The 20,025-nt window shown below is 58.4% G+C and carries 11 protein-coding genes and 3 pseudogenes; 4 read left to right on the top strand and 10 right to left on the bottom strand.

What is annotated here, in order from left to right; translation table 11 throughout:
- Window positions 1-3 precede the first annotated feature (3 nt).
- Both FFS45_RS07555 and FFS45_RS07550 read left to right on the top strand, forming a co-directional pair.
- Complete coding sequence (locus FFS45_RS07555; protein ID WP_091794256.1) at window positions 4-408, top strand: heme-binding protein; 405 nt, start codon at window positions 4-6, stop codon at window positions 406-408.
- 107 nt (window positions 409-515) lie between these two features.
- A complete protein-coding gene (locus FFS45_RS07550; RefSeq protein WP_137954081.1) occupies window positions 516-2,717 on the top strand; it encodes a malate synthase G in 2,202 nt (733 codons plus the stop codon).
- A 165-nt stretch (window positions 2,718-2,882) separates the two neighbouring features.
- Here FFS45_RS07550 and FFS45_RS07545 read toward each other — a convergent pair.
- The 3 genes and pseudogenes from FFS45_RS07545 to FFS45_RS07535 all read right to left on the bottom strand — a co-directional run bounded on the left by FFS45_RS07545 (window position 2,883) and on the right by FFS45_RS07535 (window position 5,884).
- Window positions 2,883-3,544: pseudogene (locus FFS45_RS07545) on the bottom strand (IS6 family transposase).
- 299 nt (window positions 3,545-3,843) lie between these two features.
- Window positions 3,844-4,632 (bottom strand): annotated as a pseudogene (locus FFS45_RS07540) (EAL domain-containing protein).
- Window positions 4,633-4,669: 37 nt separating this feature from the next.
- On the bottom strand, window positions 4,670-5,884 hold the full coding sequence (locus tag FFS45_RS07535) for a sensor domain-containing diguanylate cyclase (RefSeq protein ID WP_171029599.1): 1,215 nt from the start codon (window positions 5,882-5,884) through the stop codon (window positions 4,670-4,672).
- 108 nt (window positions 5,885-5,992) lie between these two features.
- Between FFS45_RS07535 and istA the strand changes: the two genes are divergently transcribed.
- Both istA and istB read left to right on the top strand, forming a co-directional pair.
- A complete protein-coding gene (gene istA / locus FFS45_RS07530; protein ID WP_137954079.1) occupies window positions 5,993-7,039 on the top strand; it encodes an IS21 family transposase in 1,047 nt (348 codons plus the stop codon).
- Window positions 7,036-7,872: an IS21-like element helper ATPase IstB gene (gene istB, locus FFS45_RS07525; RefSeq protein WP_137954078.1), complete on the top strand. Its 837-nt coding sequence runs from the start codon at window positions 7,036-7,038 to the stop codon at window positions 7,870-7,872. Before istA ends, istB begins: the two co-directional genes overlap by 4 nt.
- Window positions 7,873-7,926: 54 nt before the next feature.
- On the opposite strand, the gene FFS45_RS42105 is transcribed toward istB, so the two are convergent.
- From FFS45_RS42105 to FFS45_RS07500, 7 genes and pseudogenes are all read right to left on the bottom strand, one after another.
- Complete coding sequence (locus FFS45_RS42105) at window positions 7,927-8,097, bottom strand: hypothetical protein (RefSeq protein ID WP_212745708.1); 171 nt, start codon at window positions 8,095-8,097, stop codon at window positions 7,927-7,929.
- A gap of 5 nt (window positions 8,098-8,102) precedes the next feature.
- Complete coding sequence (locus FFS45_RS07520) at window positions 8,103-8,474, bottom strand: phosphonate transporter (protein WP_137954077.1); 372 nt, start codon at window positions 8,472-8,474, stop codon at window positions 8,103-8,105.
- Between the two features lie 853 nt (window positions 8,475-9,327).
- Complete coding sequence (locus FFS45_RS07515; protein WP_137954076.1) at window positions 9,328-9,909, bottom strand: DUF2878 domain-containing protein; 582 nt, start codon at window positions 9,907-9,909, stop codon at window positions 9,328-9,330.
- Between the two features lie 719 nt (window positions 9,910-10,628).
- Window positions 10,629-11,897, bottom strand: coding sequence for an IS256 family transposase (locus FFS45_RS07510; RefSeq protein WP_212745707.1), 1,269 nt, complete (start codon window positions 11,895-11,897; stop codon window positions 10,629-10,631).
- Window positions 11,898-11,956: 59 nt separating this feature from the next.
- Window positions 11,957-12,261, bottom strand: a pseudogene (locus FFS45_RS42285) (IS3 family transposase); the annotation flags it as partial.
- Window positions 12,262-13,215: 954 nt separating this feature from the next.
- On the bottom strand, window positions 13,216-15,234 hold the full coding sequence (locus FFS45_RS07505; protein ID WP_137954075.1) for an ATP-binding protein: 2,019 nt from the start codon (window positions 15,232-15,234) through the stop codon (window positions 13,216-13,218).
- Between the two features lie 1,707 nt (window positions 15,235-16,941).
- Window positions 16,942-18,582 (bottom strand): L-lactate permease, encoded by a 1,641-nt coding sequence (locus FFS45_RS07500; protein WP_137954074.1) that lies wholly within the window; start codon window positions 18,580-18,582, stop codon window positions 16,942-16,944.
- Window positions 18,583-20,025: the final 1,443 nt, after the last annotated feature.

Raw genomic sequence — 20,025 nt, 5'->3', positions numbered from 1 at the left:
ATTATGCTGAGCAAACCTGTGCTGACCCTTGCCGAAACGACCCGCATTCTCGAAGCCGCCCGCGCGGAAGCCGAGCAGAACAAGTGGGCCGTCGCCATCGTGGTGGTGGACGACGGCGGCCATCCGCTCGGAATGCTGCGCCTCGACGGCAGCGCGCCGGCCAGCTCGTATATCGCGACCGAAAAGGCCCGCACTTCGGCGATCGGACGGCGTGAAACCAAGGTATATGAAGACATGATCAACAACGGCCGCACCGCATTCCTGAGCGCGCCGCTGCAAGGCACGCTGGAAGGCGGTGTGCCGGTGATCGTCGACGGCCAGGTGGTCGGCGCGGTCGGCGTGTCCGGCGTCAAGTCGGATCAGGACGCGCAGATCGCCAAGGCCGGGATTCAGGCTATCGCCGCTTAAATTCGCCTGCCGCTCGAAGCGGCGGCGATCACCAAAAGAAGCTAAACCGTTGCACAACGCGGGCCGATGCCCCCTCATCGGCCCCATTCAGATAGATGGAGCAGTCGATGACTCAGATGAACCCGCGCGGCGGACTGCAAGTCGCCGCCAACCTCGACCAGTTCGTCGAAACCGAAGCCCTGCCCGGCACCGGAATCGACAGCGCTGAATTCTGGTCGGGCTTCGACGCCCTCGTGCATGAGCTGGCGCCCAAAAACCGTGCGTTGCTCGCCGAGCGCGACCGCTTGCAAACCGAGCTGGACAACTGGCATCGCGCCAATCCGGGTCCGGTGCGCGATCTGCGTGCGTACCGCGCGTTTCTGGAGGGCATTGGCTATATCGTGCCCGTGCCTGCCAGCGTCAAAGCCACGACCGACCACGTGGACACCGAAATCGCCGAACAGGCCGGCCCGCAACTGGTGGTGCCGCTGTCGAACCAGCGCTATGCGCTGAACGCGGCGAACGCGCGCTGGGGCAGCCTGTACGACGCGCTGTACGGCACCGACGCGATCCCCGAGAGCAACGGCGCCGACAAGCAGAAGGCCTTCAACCCTGTGCGCGGCGCCGCGGTGATCGCCTATGCGCGCAAGTTTCTCGATCAGGCCGCACCGCTCGCGAACGGCTCGCATGCCGACGCGACCCACTATGGCGTGGAAGGCGGCAAGCTGATCGTCACGCTGAAGAACGGCAAGAGCGAACTGAAGACGCCGGCGCAATTCATCGGCTATCAAGGTGAAGAAAGCGCGCCGTCCGCAGTGCTGCTCAAGCACAACGGCCTGCACTTCGAAATCCAGATCGATGCGAACGACTCGATCGGCAAGACCGATTCGGCGCATGTGAAAGACGTGGTGGTCGAAGCGGCGGTGAGCACGATCATCGACTGTGAAGACTCGGTCGCGGCCGTGGATGCGGACGACAAGGTCCAGCTCTACCGCAACTGGCTCGGCCTGATGAACGGCGATCTGGCCGAAGAGGTCACGAAAAACGGCAAGACCTTCACGCGCCGGCTGAACGCCGACCGCGTCTACACCGCCGCGAATGGCACGGCGCCGGTCGTGCTGCATGGCCGCTCGCTGCTGTTCATCCGCAACGTCGGTCATTTGATGACCAATCCGGCGGTGCTGACGAAAGACGGCCACGAGATTCCGGAAGGCATTCTCGACGCCGTGATCACCTCACTGTGCGCGTTGCACGACCGCAAGCACAAGCTGAATTCGCGCACCGGCTCGATCTATATCGTCAAGCCGAAGATGCACGGCCCGGCCGAAGTCGCCTTCGCGAGCGAGTTGTTCGCGCGCGTGGAAGACCTGCTGAAGCTGCCGCGCAACACGATCAAGATGGGCATCATGGACGAGGAGCGCCGCACCAGCGTGAACCTGCTCGCCTGTATCGCCGAAGCGTCGGAGCGTGTCGCGTTCATCAACACGGGTTTCCTCGACCGTACCGGCGACGAGATGCACACGGCCATGGAAGCCGGTCCGATGCTGCGCAAGGGCGACATGAAGTCGAGCGCCTGGATCGCCGCTTACGAGCGCAGCAACGTGCTGGTCGGTTTGAGCGCGGGCCTGCGCGGCCGCTCGCAGATCGGCAAGGGCATGTGGGCGATGCCTGATCTGATGCACGCCATGCTCGAACAGAAAATCGCGCACCCGAAGGCCGGCGCGAACACCGCATGGGTGCCCTCGCCGACCGCCGCGACGCTGCACGCGTTGCATTACCACCAGATCGACGTACAAGCGGTGCAGCAGGAACTGGAACGCACGGACTACGCGAAGGTGCGCGACGAACTGCTCGACGGCTTGCTGACGATTCCGGTCGTCGCCGAGGCAAAGTGGAGCGACGACGAGATCCGCAGCGAGATCGACAACAACGCACAGGGCATTCTCGGCTATGTGGTGCGCTGGATCGATCAGGGCGTGGGCTGCTCGAAGGTGCCCGACATTCACAACGTCGGCCTGATGGAAGACCGTGCCACGCTGCGTATTTCCAGCCAGCATATCGCCAACTGGCTGTATCACGGCGTGGTGAAGCGCGAGCTGGTTGAAGAGACGTTCAAGCGCATGGCGAAAGTGGTCGACGAGCAGAACGCGGGCGACCCGCACTACAAGCCGATGGCGCCGGGCTTCGACACGATCGCTTTCAAGGCCGCGCAAGCGCTGGTGTTCGAAGGGCACCAGCAGCCAAGCGGCTATACGGAACCGTTGCTGCACAAGTTCCGGCTCGAAGTCAAAACCCAGGATCGAAGCTTGAACATGCCGGATCCCACGTAACACGCGTGTCGGCGAAATGATACACCTCTGACAGATGCCCCCGGGGCGTGGTGAACAACGTCAGGCAGGCACGGAATCGCCAGCGGTATAGCCCTTCCGTGTCCCTTATCGGTTCTGGTGCAAAAAGCCGGTGAAGCCGAGACGCCTCCAATACGTACGGACACCTTATTTATCGAATAGGACAGCATTCCAGATGACGAGTGCAGCAGTATCCTTGAGTCCGAGAGTGCGGAGATTGAACTGACCCTTGCGGATGCGGTGCATCAGCTCGATGCCTGAAATCATGGTCTTCGCACACCTGAATCGCTTGAATCCGAGCATCACGTTCGTTCTGGACTTGATGTTTAGATGGCCCTGTTCGATAAGGTTATTCAGATACTTCGAGGAGCGCACATGCACCTCCGCAGGCAACAGAGCGTCAGCGATCATCTCGCGCACGGCCCCGGTGCGAGGCGGCATACCCGTCGAGCGTGATCGTCTCCGGTGGCTGGCCCTGATGTTTGATGGCGTTGCCGCAAAAGGCTTTGGCCGCGCTCACATCGCGCTTTGTCCTGAGCATGAAGTCGACTGCCTCGCCGAACCGATCTACCGCCCGGTAGAGATAGAACCACTTGCCACAATTCTTCAGATAGGTCTCGTCAACGCGCCATGACCGCCCTGCCGGTATGGCAAAGCGATTCCAGCGCTTCACGAACTCCGGGGTGAAACGCTTCACCCACCGCATGATCGTGGTGCGTCAGGGACAGACCGCTTTCGGCCATCATCTCGACCAGGTCGCGCAGACTGAGCTTGTAGCGAAGGTACCAACGAACGCACAGAACAATGATCTCCGATCAAAATGCAGCCCATCGAACAACCCCTCAAGCCCCCCCTTTGTTCATCGCCGCCTACCAGGTTGATTGGATCGCTACTTTAACCGGTCCAACGAACCAATCTGCACCAGAACCCGCGCCACGGACCTGTTGATCGGGATCGAGTGCGACTGAGCCATTCGGGTGATACAGTTCCGCGCCCCTTCGGGCATAGCGGCGTTCAATTGCAATAGACCCGCTCAGCACAAGCACGCCGCGCCAAGAAGCCGCGTCAACGGCTGATTGCGCCAGAGACTACTTAACCGTATTCATCGTTACGGAAGATACGCGGCACTACTGATTTCCGGAATTGATTTGAAACCAGGTCTTGCGAAGAAGTAGCCTTGCATCAGGTTGACGCCATGCGCGACAAAGAAGTCTCGCTCCTCTCTGGTTTCGATGCCCTCCGCGACCACGCGGATGCCGAGATCGTGACATATCGATAGAACGCCACGCACGATGCGCTGACGCACCGAGTCAGTGTCGATACCGCGGAGAAGCCCCATGTCGAGCTTGATGATGTCGGGCTGAAAATCCACCAGGAGCGCGAGTCCCGAATAACCGGCCCCGAAATCATCAATTGCTGTCAGAAAGCCGAATTTCTTGTATGCCCTGAAAATCTCGACCAGGTGATTACGGTCCGTCAGATGTTCGCCCTCGACCGTCTCGAATATGATTCTTTCAATCGGGAAGCAATGCTCCTGCGCAGCATCCAGGGTACTCCTTATGCAGACCTCCGGCCTGTAGACCGCGTTGGGCATGAAATTGATGGAGAGGAATGCGTCAAGACCTAGCGTAGCTGCACGGGCAATAGCAACCCGCCGACAGTGCTGGTCAAACTGATATTTCTTTACGTCCTCGATCTGTGAAAGGACCGAATGCGCGGATTCACCGTTTGCACCACGCACCAGCGCCTCTCATGCGAACACGGTCTGAGCGGCCATGTCGACGATTGGCTGAAATGCAAAATCAATGTCCACAGGCAAGGGCGCTGTGTCAGCACATCCAGAACAGCTGTACGACTGTCCGGCCGCCTTACTGCTATGAATCTTGAAAGAAGTCATCTCTCTCTAACGTCGTCAATATTCGCTGTCTGGGATTTCATCTGTTGCCCCGTCGCCGGGCGGCCGTCACGTTTTGAACCGCGTTGCCGTCTGGGCACATGGAACAAACCGTGTCCGTTTGCTCCGCAACCTCTACACGTACGCAGTTCCGGCCTGCTCTTTTCGCGTCATAGAGTGCGCGGTCGGCGGCAGCCAGCAAGCTTTGAAGCGTCGGATTTGCTTCACTTAGACTTGCCACACCAAGACTCACTGTTGCTTTCAGTTGTCCGACCGCTGTGTCGATTCGCGCCCGCTCGACCGCAACGCGCAATCGCTCAGCGACCGCGATTGCCTCGCTGGCTGTTGTAGATGGCAGCATCAGAATGAATTCCTCACCGCCAAGCCTCGCGACAGTGTCGGACGTCCGTACCATGCCCATCGCTTCACCAGCAATCCGCTTTAACACTTCGTCGCCCGCCTGATGCCCTGCCGTGTCATTTATACGTTTGAAGTAGTCCGCGTCAAGCATAACGACTGACAACGCACGGCCGTGCCGTTCTGCACGCACGACCTCGGACTCCGCAATCTCAAAGAAGTGAGCGCGGCTCGATACGCCGGTCAGATGGTCGGTCGTAAGCAGACGCGCGAGGTTATCGCTGGTCACCTTCCGCTCCGTCACGTCTCTCAGGACCACCGAATACCCTGATATGTCACCGTCGTCCTCACGGAGTACCGCAATGAGAACTTGCCCCCAATACCGTCTACCGGTCACGGTTTCGCACCAGAGTTCCTCCACATGCCAACCCTCGTCGCGCGTCAGCGCGATGTGCTCGAGAGAACGGTGCAGAGCGATCTCGTCGCGGGCATAAAAACGCGAGAGCGTGTGGCCGACGACATTTGACTCAACAAAGCCCGTCAAGCGTTCAACCGATGGATTCCAGCTTTCGATGCAGCCCTCAGCGTCAAGCGTAAAGAACGCAAAATCGTTGACACTCGTGTAGATTCCGGCGAGCCATGACTCTGTCTGCCGCGCGCTGCGCTCAGCGGCGACCTGTCGGGAAATGTCCGTGAGCACCGTCATCAGCAGATTCGCGCCCACCTTGATGATCGAACAGGCAAGGACGACCGCACCATCCTTGGCCGGTGTCACAAACACCCGGTGGTTTTCACACACAGCGCCCCGCTCACCCTCAAAGCTGGCTACCAGATTGCGAAGCTCTGGAGCGACTGATGCGAGGCTGTCGAATATATTCTCGATACCGCCGTCTTTCACCCGTGTCGCGCGCAGTTGTAAATTGATACAGCAACGCAGTTAGGAATTGATACACCTCGTTGTAGGGTTGCTCCTTTTGGGCGGCCCGTGATCAGCTACGAGGAGTACATGGAAATCGAGATTCTGCGTCGCCAGGGAAACAGCCTCAGGGGCATCGCGGTCGAGACCGGCATGGCAGTCAACACAGTCAGGAAGTATCTGGAATCGGGTCCGCCGCAGCGTAAGGCCCGTGAGCCAGTCGTCGGCAAGCTTGCGCCCTTCAAGGCCTATCTGCAGGGCCGCGTCGAAGCAGCGAAGCCGGACTGGATTCCGGCGACGGTGCTCAAGCGGGAGATTGAGGAGCGCGGATACGCGGGCGGCTTACGCCGGGTGCAGGAGTATCTGCAGAAGCTTCGACCCGCTGCACGTCCCGACCCGGTGGTCAGATTCGAAACAGAGCCGGGACATCAGATGCAGATGGACTGGATTGAGTTTCGTAAGCCGGGGCACAAACTCGGCATGCTCGCGGCGTTCGTTGCGACGCTGGGCTACAGCCGTGTCAGCTACGCGGAGTTTGTCACCGACATGCGTATCGAAACGCTGCTGGCTTGCCACGTGCGGGCATTCGAGGCATTTGGCGGCGTCGCCAGAGAGATCGTGTACGACAATATGAAGACGGTGATTCTGAAACGTGATGCCTATGGCAAGAAGCAGCACCGATATCATCCGGGGTTCGCTGACTTCGCCAAACACCATGGGTTCGTGCCTCGCGTGTGCAAGCCATACCGCGCGAAGACGAAGGGCAAGGTCGAGCGTATGAACGGCTATCTGCGCTACAGCTTCTGGGTCCCGTTGGTTTCAATGCTCAAACAGGCAGGGCTCACAGCCGACTGCGGCGTGTGCAACGAGCGCGTCAGGCTGTGGCTGCGCGATGTCGCCAACGTCCGTGTGCACGGCACTACCAAACGGGTTCCGGCCGAGGTGTTGCTCGAGGAGCGGCCGCATCTTCTGCCATTGCCGGCACCCTACGTGGGACGATCGGTTAGAACGGGCGCGACGCCGCATCAGCAGCCGAAACCGGCATCACGGTACGCGAGCTCGGAGTGGAACAAACCGTTGCAGCACCCGTTGTCGGTCTACGACGCGTTCAGCCGCGCACAGGAGGTAAGTGCATGACGCCACAGCTCGAACGACTGACTGTGTTGTGCAAGCAGCTCAATCTGCTGCACTTGCCGACACAGATTGCGCACCTCGGCCAGATGGCCGCGAAACGCGAGCTCGGCTATCTCGACTTCCTCGAACAGGCCTTGAAGGATGAAGCGATGGCACGCGCGGAGCGAATGCGCCGGATGCTGACGCGTCTGGCTGGCTTCCCGGCAATCAAGACGCTTGATGAATTCGACTTCGAATTCGCGCTCGGCGTGCCGAAAGCACTGGTTCTCGAACTCGGCAGTCTTGCCTTTGTGGAGCGTGCCGAGAATGTCGTGCTCCTCGGACCCAGTGGCGTTGGTAAAACCCATCTTGCTGTCGCGCTTGGATATCGTGCAACGCAGGCCGGGTTTCGCACCCGCTTCATCACTGCCGCCGATCTGCTGATGCAATTGACGACAGCGTTGCGCCGTAACCAGCTCGAGGAAACCATCAAGCGGATCACGAAGCCCTACAAGCTTCTGATCATTGACGAGATGGGATACCTGCCAATGGACCGCGAGCAGGCGAACCTGCTCTTCCAGGTAGTCGCTAAACGGTACGAAACTGGCAGTCTGGTCCTGACCAGCAATCTGCCGTTCGGCCAGTGGGACCAGACCTTCGCTGACGATGCAACGCTCACGGCGGCGCTCCTCGACCGGTTGCTTCATCACGCACACGTCGTGCCGATCTCCGGCGACTCGTACAGGCTGAAGGAAAAACGTCAGGCCGGCATGATCAACCGCATCCCACCGCCGCACCTAAACGAAGCGGACGACGTCAAACGCAAACGCAATTCGAAGGAGGCAGCACTCAGCTAAAGACCGTATGCGCGGGTGTATCAAATTTATATTGCGTTTGCGTTCGAAGCTGTATCAACTTGAGATTGCGTTTGACACCCGCGGCATGAGAAGCTGCGCGGCAAGCGGGTTCATCATGTCCACGAGGCCCGCAAGGTCGCTGCGAATAATCCCGACCGGGGACAGGTACATGAACGAGAGTAACGCCTCGTACTCGGACTCAATGTCGTTCGTGTCTGGATTCACCGCGCTCAATTTGTGACCCTTCGCTCAATCAGGACAAAACGGATTTCGCAGTCCGGGGCCTTTAGCAGCCTGAGCCGCACCGGGGTCGGGCGCATGCGCAAGGTCAAAACGTAGGGAACGATGTCGTCAAGTACGTCTTCGTCTTCGAAGCGCTGCGCTACCATGAAATTGTTCATGCATGGCGCGACCTCGCCGAAGAAATGTTTTCCTAACACCCGCTGCGGCCTCAATCCGGCATTCCTCGACTCGGTGGCGTTATATATGGTGACAATTGCATCCGACTTAAAGCCGATAACACCAAAGAGCATCTCATCCAGACGCTCCACAGCCGATTCAACCAGCTCTGGGATCCGCACAGCTTCAAAGTCATTATTCACTTTTATTCCATGCTGGTTTCATCACACCGAGTGGACTCGGACTGACCATGTCATCATCCATCCCGTCTCTTAGGGTTCCCGCAAAAAGGGCCGCGGTTCGAACCGCGTGGAAATCACCCATATACTTTAACGACCGCCTGCAATAGAACTTTAGTGCGGGAGCTGTAGGGAAGGATGACGAGCGCCGGTCAACCGGCAAAACTTCCGGGCGGAAACGTGAGGGCGCTGGAACGTCAAATCGTTCGTGACGCAATTGGCGAGAAGACACAGGCTTGCGCAGACAACGTTCAGATCGAGGCCGACATCAACAAAAGTGCCGTCAGACGAAGCGTCCGCCGATCTGCTAGCGATAGAATGAGATCCCTCGCAAGTGTCGCTTGGGCGTACGGGTCATTCATCGACGACTCACACAGTCGGTTCCCACGGCGCGTGAGTTATGGTCGCGACGATGATCATCGGGGATTAGCACGCATTTTGCAGATTTGCCACGCGTCGTGGTGATCGACGGTCTACGCGAAACGAAGTTGCTGTAACTGTCTGCTGTGGACAGCGTCGCTTTCAACGGGCGGGCGCGGGATGATCGTCATAGCGAGACGTGAGGGTTGAAGAAAACTTGATAGACTTTCCAAGGATATGACTCTACCCTTGGTCCTCTCGCCGCGAGGCACAGACCCTCTACATCAATACTAAAGCCATAGGGCTTGCCGGATGCCCGAACGGCCCTCAGTGCGCAGGCCGCGTTGACGAAACTTCGCTTCCTCGGCGTCGGCAAGCGGAGGCCCAGAGGGTCGCCGCCGTACGGCCCGCGACGACGTGAGCAAATTCCCCAATCTGCCTCAAGCGGGCCGTCCGCTCAGTCCGAAGGCGCGTGCACGCCGTTCCAGCGTCGAGCCAGCGCCAGCATCAGCGGCATCAGCACGGCCCATCCTGCGCCGATTGCGACGAACGACAGAACCGGATTGGCAAACTGAACCGCGCCAAGCGCCGCGCCCGCGCGAAAGGACAACGGGCCGGCCAGCGCGCCCGCTGCGGCCGCTAGCAACAGCCGTCTCTTTAGCCAGCCGAACAGCACGTTTAACTGAACCGCAAACAGCGCCCATAATGCGAGCAGCCACCACGGCGGCGCCCCACGAACCAGCACGCCGTTCGGGTAGACGAGCAGGCCGCTTGCAACGAGCAGGCTTTCCCAGAGCGCTCCGATCAGCACGGCCGCGGCTATCAGCTTAAGCTCAGGCGCCGGCGCGGCAACCCGGGTGGCATGCCACACTACTGCAACCAGTACGAACGCCACGCCGATCCAAGCCAGCCCGCGCCCGGCGCTCATCACGCACACAAACCACCCCACCTGTCCGACGACAAAATAGAGCCACGCATTAGGCGCTGATAGGCGGGCGGCGCTTAAAGCGGGTGGGCGCCGAAGGTTTCGGGATGACATGCGTTGGTGGAGCGGGTAGTCCGATATCTCTTCTTACGCGTCGAGTCGGCCTTTGGATTCAGATGGCAGGCGCCCCCGCAGGCGCGGCCCCTGTCGGGCCTAACTTAAGGTGAGAACTAGTTTCAGGCGGCGGATCGGTTGCGAACGAGCCTTCCATGGCCAAGGAAGCAGCCTTGCCCCGAGGATACGTCAACGACCATCAGATGAGGCTCTACATGAAGTACGACCAAACGGAAGGACCGTCCGCCGTATCCCTACACGCCGGATTCTGCGTCGAAGGCCTATCGGCTTGAGCAGGACTTGCACTTGCCATCGCAGAGGAATGCTCCACGTGAACGCAGACGCCCAGCCGCCCTGCCCCCGATCTTTGAAGCGGAGATCGTTCCGTTGTTGTAGTCCGCTCCGTGCATTTGGGTCGTGGCGATATCGGAGAGGATCCTTTCAGCGGCATCCACACCCGCCGCGCTCCGCGCGCTGTCCGCTTTGAGCAGTGTGTTCGCGCTTGGCGCGCCCTGCGTGGCGCAAAGGGTGATGTTATCTTCCGTCAGGCGCACAACTCCGGTCATCTCGGGTTGCCCGACCTCACTGACATGAGTAGCTCGGCTGCATCCAGCATGGTATTTACGTATTCGAGGTTCGGGAGCGTGCCGATTGGCCAGCTGACAACGAGCCCATCGGGAGGTGTCAGGAATTTCGTGTGCTGAGGTCGGTTAAAAATCTCAGCTGATGGCGGCGGTGAATCGCTCGCCGAACAGGATGGCGAACTGATTGACTGCTTGCCGCCAGGTTATAGGTGGCATCTTCCAATCCTTTTCGATGTTGCGCAAGGCCAGGTACAGCAGTTTGCTGGCGGCCTCGTCGCTCGGGAAGTGACCGCGGTTCTTGACGATCTTGCGAAGCTGCATGTGCATGCTCTCGATCGCGTTTGTCGTGTATATGATTTTGCGTACTTCCGGGGGATAGGCGAAGAACGGGATGACCTGCTCCCATTGGCGCTGCCACATCGCGGCGACCGTCGGGAATTTCTTGCCCCATTCGCTTTGAGAGAAGGCTTGCAGCGCCGCCTCGGCGGCTTCGGCGGTAGCGGCCTGATAGATCGGCTTGAGCGCGGTTGCCAGTGGCTTACGGTCCTTCCAGCTCGCCAGATTCAGCGAATTGCGGATCAGATGCACGATGCAGGTCTGGATCTGGGCAGCCGGATACACCGCTTCGATCGCTTCGGGGAAGCCGCGTAAGCCGTCGACGACAGCGATCAGGACGTCGTGCAAGCCGCGGTTCTTCAGTTCGTTGAAGACCTTCAGCCAGAACTTGGCGCCCTCGGTCTGCTCGATCCATAGGCCCAGCACTTCCTTGCGGCCATCGGCCCGAATGCCCAGCGCGAGGTACACCGCCTTGTTCCTGACCGTGCCTTCGTCGCGGATCTTCAGCCGAAGCGCGTCGAAATACACGATCGGATACATCGCCTCGAGGGGGCGTTGCTGCCACTGTTCGACTTCGGCCAGCACCTCATCGGTGACGGTCGAAATCGGATCGGGTGACACCTGCAAGCCATACAGCTCCAGCAAATGGCCCTGGATCTCGCGCACGCTCATGCCGCGCGCGTACATGCTGATGACGTGATCGTCGAAGCCCGGCAGCCGGCGCTGGTATTTGCCCACCAGTTGCGGCTCGAACGTCGCCTGCCGGTCACGCGGAATGTCCAGATTCAGTTCGCCGTTGGGCGTGATGACCGTCTTGCGGCTCGTGCCGTTGCGGTGGTTGCCGGCCTTGCCTTGCTCAGCCTCGTTATCCAGGTGATGCGTGAGCTCCGCTGCCAGCATGCGCTCAGCCAGTTGCTTCTTCAGTTGCCCGGCCAGGCCCGATTCGCCGAGAACCGACTCGGCATCCTTGTTCTGAATCTGCGCCAGCAGTTGATCGATCAGCTCGTCAGGGAACAGCTTCGGCGCCTTCGGGTTCTTGCTCTTCTTGGTCACGGTTGCTTCGGTCATAGGACGTTATTTCCGTTATCGTCTCATGACCTCGGCACACTAAAATTCTGACAGGCTCGCCCATCGATGCAGTCGATCGCATCCGATAGATACACGTTGCCGCCCGGAATGTGGAACTCGGTAGTGTCGGTAAGCCACTCTCGTCAGGAGCTGCTGCTCGGAAGTTGTGATCGATAAGGTTCTCTGGCCCTAGACCTATCTCACCCAAATAGGAACCGTATCGACGCCGTCTGCTAGTGGCAGCCGCTAGGCCTTCCCGCCTCGTCAAAAGTCGCACGACCTTCTCCGATACGAACACCTGCTGTCCGCCCACTGCCGCGAATATCCGACGATAGCCTTAGCGACGGTGATTGACCTCGAAGATACTGCCTTGCCTGCTAGAACCGATTCCGACGCTCGCAACTGCCTTCCAGGGCCCACCCGCCTCCCCTTCCAGAAACGCTCCCCCTGAAGAGCCCTGCATGCGGGTCTCCCTCTAAGGCTCGCGCACGGCATGAGGCGTCACACCGATCCCGGTTGCGTCTATGCATACACAACCTTCGGTCAAGTAACATCGTTGATTTTACCCGTTGCCGGGAGAAATGCGCTGAACCGTAGTCCAAACGGTCTCTCTCAAGCGGCCCTTTCATGGATCCCTGATATTGGAACCAAGAACAGCCGCGCACTCCCACGTCAGCACCCTTTCAGGTCGTGGCACTCGAAGCCATATACCACCCATTACACGCCACCCTTCGCTCCTTGCACGTTCTCACTCCTGCTTCGCAGCGTTGTTGCTTGCGGTCGACCTACTGCCGCTTCATTGAAGCGCAATGATGACGGGAAGTCGGAATTTCGGCGTTCCCATTCGCGCTACCCGAGCGCGTCCGGGCTGTCCGCTTCGCACCCTGCCTATTCCCCACGACGCTTCAACCTACACCCAGTTCAAAGGGATGCAGTGGGCCATTTGCCGTCTCGGCCAGAACCAGCTAGCAGCTTTGGCTCCTCGAGACTAACGAGGTTTCATTCGACTGTTCTCTTGGTTTTGCATGGAGAACTCGGCCTGTCCTCACACCGCACGGCAACTGCTGGTCGCACAGCAGGTCACGGCTTCAGTTTCCGACATTCCGGTTGTTGAACATGCCAAGGCAGAGACGAGCTTTGGCATCCACTACATTTGCCGATTACGTCCGGCGGACTCGGACACCGGTCGTACTTGAGCCGGCTTGGAGCTATCGCCGCCATCATGAGCAGAGCCGGGGATGTATCGCGCAGCCGTCCAGCCAAGCATCTGCGAAGGCGTGAAGCTGTAAGCGTTCTAGAAGTGGAACAAACTCGCCTGTCATCGTGTCAGCTTGGCCGCAGCGCTACGCAGAAAATGGGTCAACATTTCGGGGTCTACCGGTTTAACAAAGTGTTGAGTGCATCCCGCTTCACGCGATCGCATAACGTCTCCCGGTGCCCCCAATCCACTGAGTGCGATCAGAATCGCTTGCTCAGTTTCCGGTCCCGCCCTCAGCCGCCGCGCAAGTTCGTATCCGTCGATCCCCGGCAAACCGATATCGAGGATAACGGCATCGGCATGAAAGTGTTGTGCGATAGCAAGGGCGGTCTCACCATCGAAGGCGCATTCGACCTCATGTTCGTCCAGGAGCATCGCCAGCGATTCAGCTGCATCACGGTTGTCATCGACCACTAGAACGCGCAGCTTTCTCGCCTGCTCTATGGGGGGCTCCTGCACTATTGTGGTTACGCCGGCAGGCGCACCCGTCGTGGGCATCAATACCGTGAAGCGCGATCCCTTCCGCAAACCTTCGCTTGCAGCGCTGACGTGGCCGCCATGCATATCAACGAGGTTCTGGACGACAGACAGCCCGATGCCGAGGCCAGACCGCCACTGTCCGTCTCCCGCGGCAAGCTGGACGTACGGCTCGAACAGGAGGCTAAGTTGCGATATCGGAATGCCAATACCCCTGTCGCTCACGACGATTTCAACCTGATCACCGCGAATGGTGGCGTCAATCGTAATAGCTGTCTGGTTTTCCGAGAACTTGATCGCGTTATCCAGCAGATTGGAAAAGACCTGAGTGAGCCTTGTGCAGTCCCCGTCCACGAGTACGGGCTCACAGGGCAGATTCACATCGATACGGTCCTGGTGCTCATGCGCGATGGGCAGGTTGATCTCGACTGCGCTCTGAACGGCCTCCCGAATGTCGAACACAGCCCGTCGCAAAATGATTTTTCCGCTACTGATGCGCGATACATCCATCAGATCATCTATCAGACGAGTGAGATGCGCGCACTGGCGCTCAACCGTGACTCGTGCCCATTCGACCTCGGGCGGTAAATCGGCACTGATTTGCTTGAGGATCTGCGCTGCGTTGCGGATCGGTGCGAGGGGATTCCGCAGTTCGTGCGCTAACGTTGCCAGAAACGCGTCCTTGCGACGATCCGTCTCGCGAAGCGACTCTTCGGCGAGCGTGCGGCGTGTGATATCGGCAAGGGTCCCGGTAAACGAGCGGATCGAACCTTCCGACTCTGCGCGGAAGCGACCGTACATCTCAATGACACGCGGAGCACGATCTTCGATACGCAGGATTCGAAAAGTCGCATGGAAGTCTCCCCCGTGTCGCATGGCCTCCGTATATTCCGTGATTAGCGCCTGCGCATCGTCGGGATGAACAAGCTCGCGTACAAACGCCATGCACGACAGAGGGCCCAGAGATTGAGGCTGCCCCGTTATTTCATACATTTGTTTGTTTTCCCAGACGCCCTCCCGCGTCACGATATCCCACTCGAAAATACCCAAACCGGCTGCGGATGCAGCCATTCGAAGCCGCTCCTCGCTCCTCTGTTGAGCTGCGAGCGCCCGGTCGCGCTCGTAGATGGTCGCTTCGATCCGCCTGTCCTGTTCGTCGGTGAGTTGCCTGATCGCGGTGTGAATCGTCGCGCTCAAAAGATCGTCGATCAATAGTTGGGCCGCCGATTGAGCACCACTTGATCCGGATACCCCTGCGAAAAATTCGCGAGTGGCATGCTGTACGCAGCGCTGTAACTGATTCAGTTCCCGAAACAGTTCGTCGAGCTGGTACCCGAGCATCCAGCGGTCGCGACCATGCTTCCTCGCGTCAGCGTGCAACCGCCAAAGCGTTCTCTGGTTAGGGGCGCCCCGCAAGACGGCGCAGATTTCCTCAAAGAGCGACGGCAGATGATCTACCAGTTGACCGGTGGTAAGCCGGCCTGCCGGCGTGATGGCTGCGTCGGACCGCACCGAGCGAAGCCAGCGGCGCGTTAAAACGCCCCGAGTCCGTTCCAGATACGCTGCTAACTCAGGGAATAAAGCGAATTGCGACGGCTTCATGATGTCCTGATTAGAGTTGTCTTTGAGAGCCAGAGCGGCAACTTCTCGCCTCGCGAGAAAAGGCCCTAGCTCAGGTAAAAGGGGGCATCGCTGGTCAATCTATCTTTTCCGCTCGACCGCCATTAGAACGCGGACTTTCAAAATCCCATATCCACCGACCGAGCGATCGTACCCGTCGCACGTCGAATACCCGGGGCGCTGGCTCTTGCGCTGGACTGCGCGCAAGCTGATCTTCCCAGCGTCCCTCCAGTTCGTGGAGGACCCTCCAATTTGTAAGCAAAGAATGTATCATCCCCGTGTATTCGCCCAGTGTGAGCGCGATCATCTTCGGATGCGGGCCTCTCTGGAAGCGACGTATATCAGACGGTTAGACAATTGTTAGGGAGGCTTGGCACACGACAATCCATTGGCGACGCAGGGTTGCAAGAAGCGGCTGACAAGGCTCTCCTCCTTGGTGGCTTGAATCAGCGTCGCTGCGGCCGCAGCTTAACCCGTACCATCGGTCAACCGACCATCTATACGGTTGACTATTGCTCCCTGCTTAAGGAACTCCGTGTTCCGGTGCAGGCGAACTATTGGAACAGCAGCGGAAGGTTTTACGAATACCGCGCTCAGCGATTTAACGCGAGCTTCGCATCCCGGGAGACTCGACGAGCTAAATCTGGGGAACGCAACGTCAATGCGCTGCTCTAGGCGAAAGAGTAGTATCGACGTGCTGGCGGTATCCGTCTGATCACTCCAGTGACACCGCTGTCAGATCTGCCACTATCGTCGCGTTCTGCTGCGCCCTCCGAATGTCTCTGCTCGATCCCTGAGTTGATTAGCCTGACGCCGGCGCATTGCACACCTGACCTACCGGTTGTTTCATCAAGCATCGTATTTACATTACCCGCAGCCGCAACACACCCACTCATGTGCTCGCACGTGCCGACGGTTAGTTGCGCGGCACCACCCGCTGCACCGACTCCACCGGAAGCCGCTCGGCCTTCTACCTCGCGGTAGACACATGCTGCGCAAAAGCAAGGCCCTCGGCGATTACTGCAAAACATCGCTTCTCGCGAAAGGATCAGGCGGTCGCGACGGCTGCAAACAGCGCGAGACTATTGATCCGAATTGTAAAGTGTTCAAACATATGGGCAATTCCGTTCTCACTTTGCCGCATCTGCGATCCTCGGCGAGGTCACCATCGTCGCCGGGCCGACATCAATCGCTTCGCCCCGCTATCCGCGGCTGTTGTCGTAGGTCGACCGAGCCTAGTCGACCGCGTCGGCTATCCCTTGCATCCTGCTTACAGGATCCGACGCGCGCTCGCGCCATTCTCGATCGCCTCGCGAATCCTGCCAACGAGCTTTCGCTGAAGGCAGCGATGGCGCCGTCGGCTACCAAGAAGTCACGCCAGAATCCATATGCCACGAGGGTCGCCCTTCAGCTTGTTCGACTTCCTCGAAACCGGAGATGGCGCGTCACGAAATCCGCGACCAGTCGCAGCGCACGCTCCAAACCTCATCCCGGTACTGATCAAGGCTTAAACGAGGGGCCCAACCACCTTTCGAGGCGGTCTCTAACCGATAGCCTGCTCAAAGACGCAAACCCGAACGTCCACATGCAGTTGCGCAGCGTCAATTTCAGTTATCTATGTGCAACTGACCCTGCGCGCGGCGAGTTTTCACGAGACCCTAGCAGCGTTAGCGACGAACTACAGAACGCTCAACGGGGCAACACCGGTATCATCCAAGACAGGGTATGCTGCTGCAGGTACACGAGCAGACCGAGGAGCAAGGTCAAGAATACGCTGTGCCAGAACGTGCGCGCGAACACGACACCCTCCTGCCCCTTCAACTCGGTCGTCGATACTCCTGTGGCGATATTCTGAGGCGAAATCATTTTACCCATCACGCCGCCCGAAGAGTTCGTTGCCGCCATTAAGACGGGATCAAGCCCTAGCTGCCGTGCCGCCACGACCTGCAAGTTTCCGAACAGCGCATTTCCCGAAGTATCGCTTCCAGACAGAAATACGGCAATCCAGCCTAAAGATGCGGATACCAAAGGGAAAAGCGCACCGGTCGATGCAACACCCATCCCCAGCGTATAGCTGATTCCTGAATAGTTCAGCAAATATGCCAGTCCGACGATCATCATCACTGTTGCGATCGCCACGCGAGTCTGGCGCCAAGTTTTGAGCGCACAACCGAGAAAGTCTTTTACGCTGGTACGGGTCCACAATGCCGTGATTGCAGCCGCAAGGAGAATCGCTGTCCCCGTGCCCATCGGCTGAAAATCCCACACCGCGGCGTATGGTTTGCTATAGAGCGTCACGTAGACCGCATTGTGCAAGCCGGGCCAAGCGATCTTGGTATCTCCAATGGTCGCTATCTGCGCGTGGACCCACACGATGACGACTACCGAAACGACGATCCAGGGTAGCCAGCCGCCGTATCCCACCCTAACGCCGGTATGAATGCGCTCCTCGGTGCGCACGACTGCAAAAGCGGGGTCGACCTCGGGCGTCCAGATCTTAAGGAAGACAATTGTAATAATCAGGGACGTCAGTGACGCGAGCACGTCCGTCAGTTGATAGCCGAGATAGTTCGACGTCACGAATTGAGCGAGTGCGAAGCTGCCGCCTGATACTGCTAACGCCGGCCACAGCTTGCCGATCGATCGAATGCCTCCGTAGATTCCGACGACATAGAACGGCAGCAGGAAAGCAAAAAACGGCAATTGTCGTCCAACCATCGCTCCCAGAGTATTTGCAGGTAACGATGTAACGGCTCCGAGGACTGTGATCGGAACACCCAACGCGCCGAATGCAACTGGTGCGGTGTTGAATATCAATGTAAAGGTGAGAGCTTCGATTGCAGGAAATCCGAGCCCTACAAGTAACGCGCTAGTAATGGCGACAGGCGTGCCGAAACCAGAGATACCCTCTAGCAAACAACCGAACGAGAAGGCAACCACGAGGAGCACGAGCCGTCGATCATCGGGCAGATGGTCGAGCATCCATTGACGGAATTGCTCGAAACGCCCGGACTTCACCGCGATGTTATAAAGCAGCAATGCATTGAAAACTATCCACATCACGGGCGCGAGCGCTAGTGCCATTCCCGCAGCAACAGAATTCACGGCGAGCGACGCAGGCATTCCCCAAACACCGACAGCAATTGCGAGGCCGCTAATTAACCCCGCCAGCGAAGCTTGCCACGCCGGTCGGCGGAAAACACCAAGCATCACAAGCGCAATTCCAATGGGCACTACCGCCACCAGGAATGAAAGCAGTAACGAGTTCGCTACGGGGGTAAGAGGCTGCGCGAACCGCACACCTGATGGAACGGCCATTGTCGGTGCCACTTCTGTCTCCTATGCCCGTTCTTCGGGACTGTTTGGATGCTCAAAAACGTGTTGTGTCGGCCATCCATCCAAGGATGGCAAAGTCTCAGTCGAAGGACGCGCTCATGCCGAGGACACCCGTCTAGTTGCAGTGCCACCACACGCAGCCATCGACTCTAAGAATCGACGAGCTGAATCCGCGAGGCAATGAGACCATCAATAGGGTCTTCAGCCGTGGAGCACTATGGGCGACAGACCTTGCCCTTAGACGCCAAGTGGTCTTTCCTGGTGCCATTGCTGAAAATCTCGTCAATCGCTTACAAGGCGGAACCGCTCGTATGCTCAGGAATTCTATCTAAGGCCGGCTAGAAATGTTGACCGCATGGCCTAACTGCGAGATTCTTGCTCGGCCACCTCCGAATGTCCAGATGCCTCACAGGTGGTCATACCAGTTTATTTTTGGACTCCGGCCTCATCCCTTCTATTAAGCTGAAGTTAAGCCTTATGGCGAGACCAATACGACGCTCCAGCATCAAGCCAAAGTGGTCATACCACTTTGGCGCTGACGCTGGCTCTGCCAAACACCTTGAAATCTTATCTTTTAGAACTCAACAACCCGGCGGTTCTGCGGCCCGGTCGAGCTTCCGTGCAACTTACCCTGGTACACAAGGCGCTGCACTACGTGTAGACTTCTCATTACTCAAACCTATTTCGGATCCGGGCCGTTGTCGTAGAGTTAGCGCCCATTTTGTCTCTCAGGTTCTAGCCACCCTCGGATAGTGCTAGATCCTTCTTAAGCCGGCATTTGCCGGCTTTTTTTCACCGGCGGCTCATTCGGAAATCAGGATTCGGGTTTGGATGTCACACTCGTGCCCGAATGCTCAGTAGGAACGTTGTCTCGCTAACATTTGTTGGCGACGTCGAATTGCGAGGACCGATCTTTTCCGCAAAAGCCTGATTCAAGCCTGCCGAAAAAATAGAGGCCAAAATTCCGTCATATTGCGCAATCAAAGCAAAGATGAATCGAATTCGTAAAGCAGTCCACATAAGTTAATTTAGTGAAGATGCTGGCAAGTGACGATAACCGGGGCATTGACGTAGCGAGGACTGGACACAGGTCTCGACTCAATGAAGAAACCGGTGAAGAAGAAGTGCGGCCTATTAGAATAATTGCGACGGACTTCGCGAAGTGGTCGCGATAAGGTGCGCGTGATCGGGCAGACGCGTCGACACGATCCGGTTCACCGATGTGCAGGTTGCTGGGGGTTTTACGCGCGCGGATATTACGCATGCGGCAAGCGCACCGTCCGTCGTTCTGAGCTCAGCAGGACTCACAGTCGGAGGCCATGGTGCGCGCCGCGCACCAGTTCATTCCAGAGACCTTCGGCCCGGAACGCCTTCAGGACTATCGCAATGATGCATGTTATGCATCTAGTGCGGCTTGGTGTTATATATCGGATAACG

The organism is Burkholderia sp. 4M9327F10 (assembly GCF_005503145.1).
Classification (GTDB): Bacteria; Pseudomonadota; Gammaproteobacteria; order Burkholderiales; family Burkholderiaceae; genus Paraburkholderia.
The sequence above is the reverse complement of the archived record's forward strand: the minus strand, read 5'-3'. Positions and strand labels throughout refer to the sequence as shown.